The sequence below is a fragment of the Streptococcus sp. DD10 genome (genome assembly GCF_001578805.1).
In the GTDB taxonomy this organism is placed as follows: domain Bacteria; phylum Bacillota; class Bacilli; order Lactobacillales; family Streptococcaceae; genus Streptococcus.
On record NZ_KQ969157.1, the window covers coordinates 1 to 6,953 of the forward strand.

2 protein-coding genes and 1 pseudogene are annotated in these 6,953 nt (G+C 39.9%); all 3 read left to right on the forward strand.

Annotation, left to right across the window (positions count from 1 at the left end; all coding sequences use genetic code 11):
* On the forward strand, positions 1 to 777 hold a 777-nt coding region (locus tag STRDD10_RS00005), incomplete at its 5' end, for an LPXTG cell wall anchor domain-containing protein (RefSeq protein WP_156468540.1).
* 287 nt (positions 778 to 1,064) lie between these two features.
* Positions 1,065 to 1,481, forward strand: a pseudogene (locus tag STRDD10_RS11345) (transposase); the annotation flags it as partial.
* Between the two features lie 438 nt (positions 1,482 to 1,919).
* Positions 1,920 to 6,902, forward strand: coding sequence for an accessory Sec-dependent serine-rich glycoprotein adhesin (locus STRDD10_RS10710; RefSeq protein WP_156468541.1), 4,983 nt, complete (start codon positions 1,920 to 1,922; stop codon positions 6,900 to 6,902).
* Positions 6,903 to 6,953: the final 51 nt, after the last annotated feature.

A 6,953-nucleotide genomic window follows, 5' to 3' on the forward strand; every position in this document is an offset into this window, starting at 1 on the left:
AAAACAGCACTTGCTGACGCTGAAGCTGTTCAAGAAACTAAGATGTCAGCCTTGAACACAGCGAAAGCTAAACTTGCTGAACAAACTGCTGTTCTTGCCAGTCTTAACGAGCAAAAAGCAAAACTCCTTGCTGAAAAAGACCGCTTGGTCGCTGAAGCAAAAGCCCTCGCTGATGAAATCGAAGCTTACAACAAAGCTCCTGAACTCTTGGCAGAAGCAAAAGCAACTTTGGCGCAAAAAGAAGCTGAATTGCAAAACAAACAAGCTTCATACGCTTCAGCTGTTGGCGCAGTTCGTCGTATCAGCGAAGAATTGGCAAGTGAACAAGCTAAATTGGCTGAGTTGGAAGACGCTTATGCGAAAGCCAAAGATTTAGAAGACAAGGCAAAAGACAACGTCATTGCAGTCCTTCCTGATGGTACAGTCGTTGCTAAACCAAACGTTGCACCAACACAAGATGAACTGCCAGCTGTTGACTTGGACGCTTTGGACAAAGCTATCAAAGATGGTAAAGAGTTTACGGTTGATGAAAGTGGGAAAATCCTTGTCAGCACCAACGGCAAGAAAACACCCGTTATCCCTGTGAAAGCAGAGGGAACACCTGTTGCTACAAGTGTTGTTAAAACATCTACACCTGCTACACAAACCTACTCACGAGTAGAACGGGCTAAAACCTTGCCAAATACAGGTGAGAAAGAAAGTCTTTTGGCACTTGTTGGGGTCGCTATCCTTTCAAGTCTTGGTTTAACTGGTGTGAAACGAAACCGAAAGGCATAATTTTAAAAAATCTTCCTACCATGTGGTAAGAAGATTTTTTGAATTCCCCGAATCATCGGAAAAACTAGGCTATTCCAATAATTCTTGGGAATGAAGTTTGGGGATATGCTCAAAATCTAGTTTGGTCAACTCTTGGTCAACCTTTGTATTTTGAATATATCCTAGATGATGACGAAGTCTTGGTATATCAGTATTTTTGTTTCCTGTTTTGACGTATTTGAACGTAAATAAAACTGTAGTGGATAGACGAAAAGCATAGAGGTTAAAGGAGTGGAGTCAAGAGATAACAAAAAGATGTAGAGGCAACTTGGACTAAAAAAGTGGGGTCAGCTATTTTGCCTATAAAGATTGTATCTGTATCGATAAAAAAATCAAAGTTTATCCAGAACTATGAGGGAACGACAGCTCGTGTGCATGACTCTAATATCCTGGCTTCTCTTTGTGATGCCAATGAACGGGCCTTTGATGACAGTGCCTATGTTGGCAAAAGTGTGCCAGAAGGTTGTCAGCACCGCACTAGTCACCGTGCTTTTAGAACCCCCATTAACTGAGACGGACAAGAAGGTCAACCATCTGATTGCCAGAGTTCGTTGTCTGATTGATCATGTGTTTGGCTTTATTGAAAATAGTATGAAGGGCGGTACTTTTCGAGGATTGGGTTGGCGCGATCTAATATGAATGTAACCTTAACAAATCTTCTATAATATATCTGTCGTTTTTAGCAGATCAAACGATTTGGATAAAACACATAGGCCTAGTGTGCCCAAAAATGGGAAAATAAGCCCAGAAAACGGGGGTTACACAAAACAAGTGGTGCTATAACATTTTACTAGATAGGAGTTTTTAGAGGTGCCCTATAAGATATTAGTCGAAATCAAGAAAGTGTTTACTTTCGAGTCTTTAAATGATTGGGAATACATAGTAAAACTTCCTGCTAAATAAAATAGGATAAACTAGAACTATGAATGACGAATTTAACCAAATATTTGCTATGTTTCTAGAGGATATTAGTTGTAATTTATCAGAAAAAAATATAGAATGGTAGTATAGGAATTTTTTGTTCAAATGCTGAAGTAGGAAAAGTTTTATCACAGCTGTAACGATAGACTATTCCATTAACTTATCCATTTAGGAGGAAATTAATGTTTTTTAAACGATCACAAGGTGACTACCGTGAAACGGATCGTGTCACACGCTTCAAACTCGTTAAGTCGGGGAAAAACTGGTTGCGCGCCGCAACATCAAGCCTTGGACTTTTCAAAGTAGTTCGTGGTGGCAGTGAAGAAACAGTAGTTGCAGAGATTCGTGATGAGCAAGTGTTGAAAACAAACGTTTCAGGACTTGGTCTGCTTAAAGGTCTCGCATCAGCTGGGGTTGTCTTAGGAGGAGCAGTTGTAGCAACAACAGCTCAAGCTGAAGAGACAGAAACAACAACAGCTGTCACATCAGAAGTTGGTACTACAAGTACCCTTCCAACCACTGACAGCGTAAACTTGGGAACTACGAGCCAATCTGAAGTTACAACAGCGTCTGAAACACTCTCACAAACAACTACAGAGTCAGCGTCAGTATCAGATACCACTCTAGCAAGCCAAGAAGCATCCCTTTCAACTTCAGTATCTCTATCTGACTCAGTATCTCTATCAAACAGTGTATCTGTTTCAACATCTGAGTCAACATCAGTATCTGTATCCGCTTCAACATCAACTTCAGCGTCTGTAACGGCATCTGAAGCAAGTGCAAAGAGTGAAACAACTACTACTGAAAGCACAAACCAAGTACGTTCAGACGAAGAGTCAAAAGACCTTTTGGATCAAAACGTATCAGAAGCAGTTTTGTTGAACAACATTGCAAGCAAGTTTGAAGCTAGCTTGACAGACTCACCTGAAAAAGCACAACTGACAGCAGCAATCGCTCAAGTTCAAGAAGAAGTTACAACTTCTAACAACTTGATCGCAACTGCAGCGACAGCTCAAGCCTATGATGCCCAACGTGAAAAACTTGGAACAGCAGTTGATAGCTTGATGAACGCTTTGACAGCAGCAGGTTTCGTTGGAAACGGTCTTGCAGCTGACGGTTCTGTAGCCATCACTGCACAGTTGGAAGCCCTCTCGACAAGCCATACTCTTACAGCAGGTATTACAGTTAGTCCAGATATGTCTGATGCCAACGGTGCAACGCTTACTGCTCGATCTATAACCATTCCATCAGGTTATACTGCTGATCCGAACGCAAATCGTTTTACATTTGGTATTTGGAACCTTAAATCTTATAATGAGTTGTATAGTACAAATTATTATGTAACTCTTTCAGTTGATAAAACGATTCCATCTAAAACTCCAGACGTCTATGCTAGATTAGTGAATAAAACAACTGGAGCAGAAGTTGCATCAGTCACTCTTACAAATAGTGATTCTGGGAAAAAAGTTTTATTAGGGAACTTGAGTAGCAATACTTTTTACCCTTATCTAATCTATCAAGGTACGACAGATGGTACTCCAGCAAGTGTGAATGTCATTATTAATAATAATGACACTGCTGACTTTAAATATCAAACAGAACAAGTTCTTGATTACTTGCTACCTGGTAATGAAACTAAATCCAAGCCTAATGTAGAGACAGGGATTCCATCAATAAACATGGATCAGGTAACTCATTATAAGGTAGTAGATACTAGCTCATCTACCTACAATGCGAATCGTGCGACTACGGATACGACTACACAAAGTTATACGTCTACTGGGAACGAAACGGAACTTGCTTCTTATACACAAACGGGATTCCAAGGAGAAAACTACACTGCATCTAACCCTCGTACTTTTGAAGGTTATGTACTATACCAAGAAGCTGAAAGTTCAACAATGTCTGGAGTGCTAGGAGAGTCTGTTGGTACAAAATATGCTGAGTTAAATGGGAATCGTGCTCACTACTACGTGAAACGCATTCGTGAAGTGGTTGCTAATGATGGTTCTACAGTAACGAAATATTATGTTCTTGACCCATCATCAGTTTCAACCTATAACGAAGCAACTATGGCAGAAAATACAGATACAACAGGATATACTTTAGTTTATACTACCCCAGTAATAAAACCTGGTGAAAACTATGTTCCTACTGCAACGGATATGACAAGCTCACGAGTACTTGTTTCAAGTAAAAATGGTGATTATCAAATTGGTGTATCCCCTTGGCACAATCCAGATGAACCTAATAAAGGACTAGTATTCATTACCGGATGGTATAAGACTGGCCAGTTTGGAACGACAGATGGAATGTTTATGGATGAACCCAAAGGAACATCAACTTCAACACCTGGAGGGAACTCTCAAAATGTAATAGGAGGACGGACAAAGTATGCCCTTCTTGAAAATGGAACTCTAGTATTGGATTCTCAAGGAAACCCTGTTAAAACTACAGGTGGATTTTCTAACCAATATACAATTCCACCAGCAGGTGAGAAACCATCTGGTGATGTGATACACTATTATCGTAAGATGACAGACTCTGAATCCACCTCAGAATCAACTTCATTGAGTGCTTCAGCTTCAGCATCAAGTTCATTGAGTCAATCATTATCAGGTTCCACATCGGCATCCCTTTCCTTGTCACTGTCAAACTCAGTATCTCTTTCTCTTTCAACATCAACTTCAGTGAGTGAGTCTGTATCCGCATCCCTTTCAACCTCAGCATCAGTATCAACCTCTGAATCAGTAAGTACTTCAGCATCAGTATCAACCTCTGAATCAGTAAGTACTTCAGCATCAGTATCCACCTCTGAATCAGTAAGTACTTCAGCATCAGTATCAACCTCTGAATCAGTAAGTACTTCAGCATCAATATCAACCTCTGAATCAGTAAGTACTTCATTATCAGTATCCACCTCTGAATCAATAAGTACTTCATTATCAGTATCCACCTCTGAATCAATAAGTACTTCAGCATCAGTAAGCGTATCTGAATCAGTAAGTACTTCATTATCAGTATCAACCTCTGAATCAGTAAGTACTTCAGCATCAATATCAACCTCTGAATCAATAAGTACTTCAGCATCAGTATCAACCTCTGAATCAGTAAGTACTTCATTATCAGTTTCAACTTCTGAATCAGTAAGTACATCAGTTTCTGTATCAACTTCTGAGTCAGTAAGTACTTCAGCATCAGTATCCACCTCTGAATCAATAAGTACTTCAGCATCAGTATCAACCTCTGAATCAGTAAGTACTTCATTATCAGTATCCACCTCTGAATCAGTAAGTACTTCATTATCAGTATCCACCTCTGAATCAGTAAGTACTTCATTATCAGTATCCACCTCTGAATCAGTAAGTACTTCATTATCAGTATCCACCTCTGAATCAGTAAGTACTTCATTATCAGTATCAACCTCTGAATCAATAAGTACTTCAGCATCAGTATCAACCTCTGAATCAGTAAGTACTTCAGTTTCTGTATCAATTTCTGAGTCTGTATCAACCTCACTTTCAACATCAGTATCAGTTTCAACTTCTGAATCAGTAAGTACTTCAGTATCAGTATCTGAGTCAACATCAGTAAGCGTATCAGAGTCAACATCAACATCAGTTTCTGTAAGTCTTTCTGAGTCAGTTTCAACTTCTGAATCAGTAAGTACATCAGTTTCTGTATCAATTTCTGAGTCTGTATCAACCTCACTTTCAACATCAGTATCAGTTTCAACTTCTGAATCACATTCAGAAGCACAATCTGAAAAACCTAAAGAAGGTGAAGTTATCATCACTTACATCCGTAAAAACGATGGTAAGGAAATCCGCGTACCACGCCAAGACACTCCTAAATCACCATATGACACACCATATGATACTACGGAGAAAGATGAGCAACCTAAGTACATCGAGTTTGAAGGTAAGACTTACAAACGTGTACCGAAGGGTGACTACCCAGTAGGTCAAGTAGATGATGAAGGACACCTTGAGTCATCAGACCCAATCAAGGGTAAAGTGGACAAACCTAAGTCAACCATCACTTATGTTTACGAAGAAGTGAAGGGTAACGTTTACGTACACTACAAAGACACTGAAGGAAACACCATCAAGGCTTCTGTAGTGGATGAGTTCGAACAATCAGTTGGTAAAGAATACGATACTGTTATCGATAATCGTCCAAGCACAATTACCACTGAAGATGGCAAAGTTTATGAACTTGTACCAGCAGGAAACTACACTGTAGGTCAAGTAGATGAGCAAGGTCACTGGACAGGTGATGATGCCACTACAGGTAAGGTTATCGAAGGCGATAAGAACGTAACCTACATCTACAAGTTGAAAGAAACTCCTGTAACACCTAAAGAAGGTGAAGTAGTCATTACTTACGTAGATACTAAAGGTAACAAGATCAAAGAACCACGCCAAGACACTCCTAAATCACCATATGACACACCATATGATACTACGGAGAAAGATGAGCAACCTAAGTACATCGAGTTTGAAGGTAAGACTTACAAACGTGTACCGAAGGGTGACTACCCAGTAGGTAAGGTAGATGATGAAGGACACCTTGAGTCATCAGACCCAATCAAGGGTAAAGTGGACAAACCTAAATCAACCATCACTTATGTTTACGAAGAAGTGAAGGGTAACGTTTACGTACACTACATTGACGAAAATGGTAACACCATTAAAGAAAGTCAAACAGTGAAGAATGATGCTCCTGTTGATGAAGTATACGACTCAACAACGAATACTTTCCGTCCTCGTACAATTGTGACACCAGATGGTAAGATTTATGATCTCGTTCCAGCAGGAAACTACCCTGGTAACCCAACGACTGGTATTATCACAGTTGATGAGAATGGTCACTGGATTTCAACAGACCCAGTTACAGGCGTTGTTACAGAGATTGATCAACATATCACTTATGTTTACAAACTTCGTGATACAACACCTCCAACACCACCAACTCCTGAAAAACCAGAAGAACCACAACCGCAAAAACCAGTTGAACCAGCTAAACCAGCTAAGAAGACTCTTGTTAAACCAGCTCTTCCAAACACTGGTGAGGAGACATCAACATCAGCAATCGCTCTTGGATTAATGTCTGCTCTTGCAGGTCTTGGGCTTGTACCAAAACGCAAAAATAAAGAAGAATAAGAAATTCTTATCCTTCTGAGTAAAAAAAGAGAGTGGGACAGAAATCGGTCA

Excerpts from the sequence above, each read along its gene's own strand:
- STRDD10_RS10710 (WP_156468541.1), top strand. The coding sequence starts at position 1,920 with ATGTTTTTTAAACGATCACAAGGTGACTACCGTGAAACGGATCGTGTC.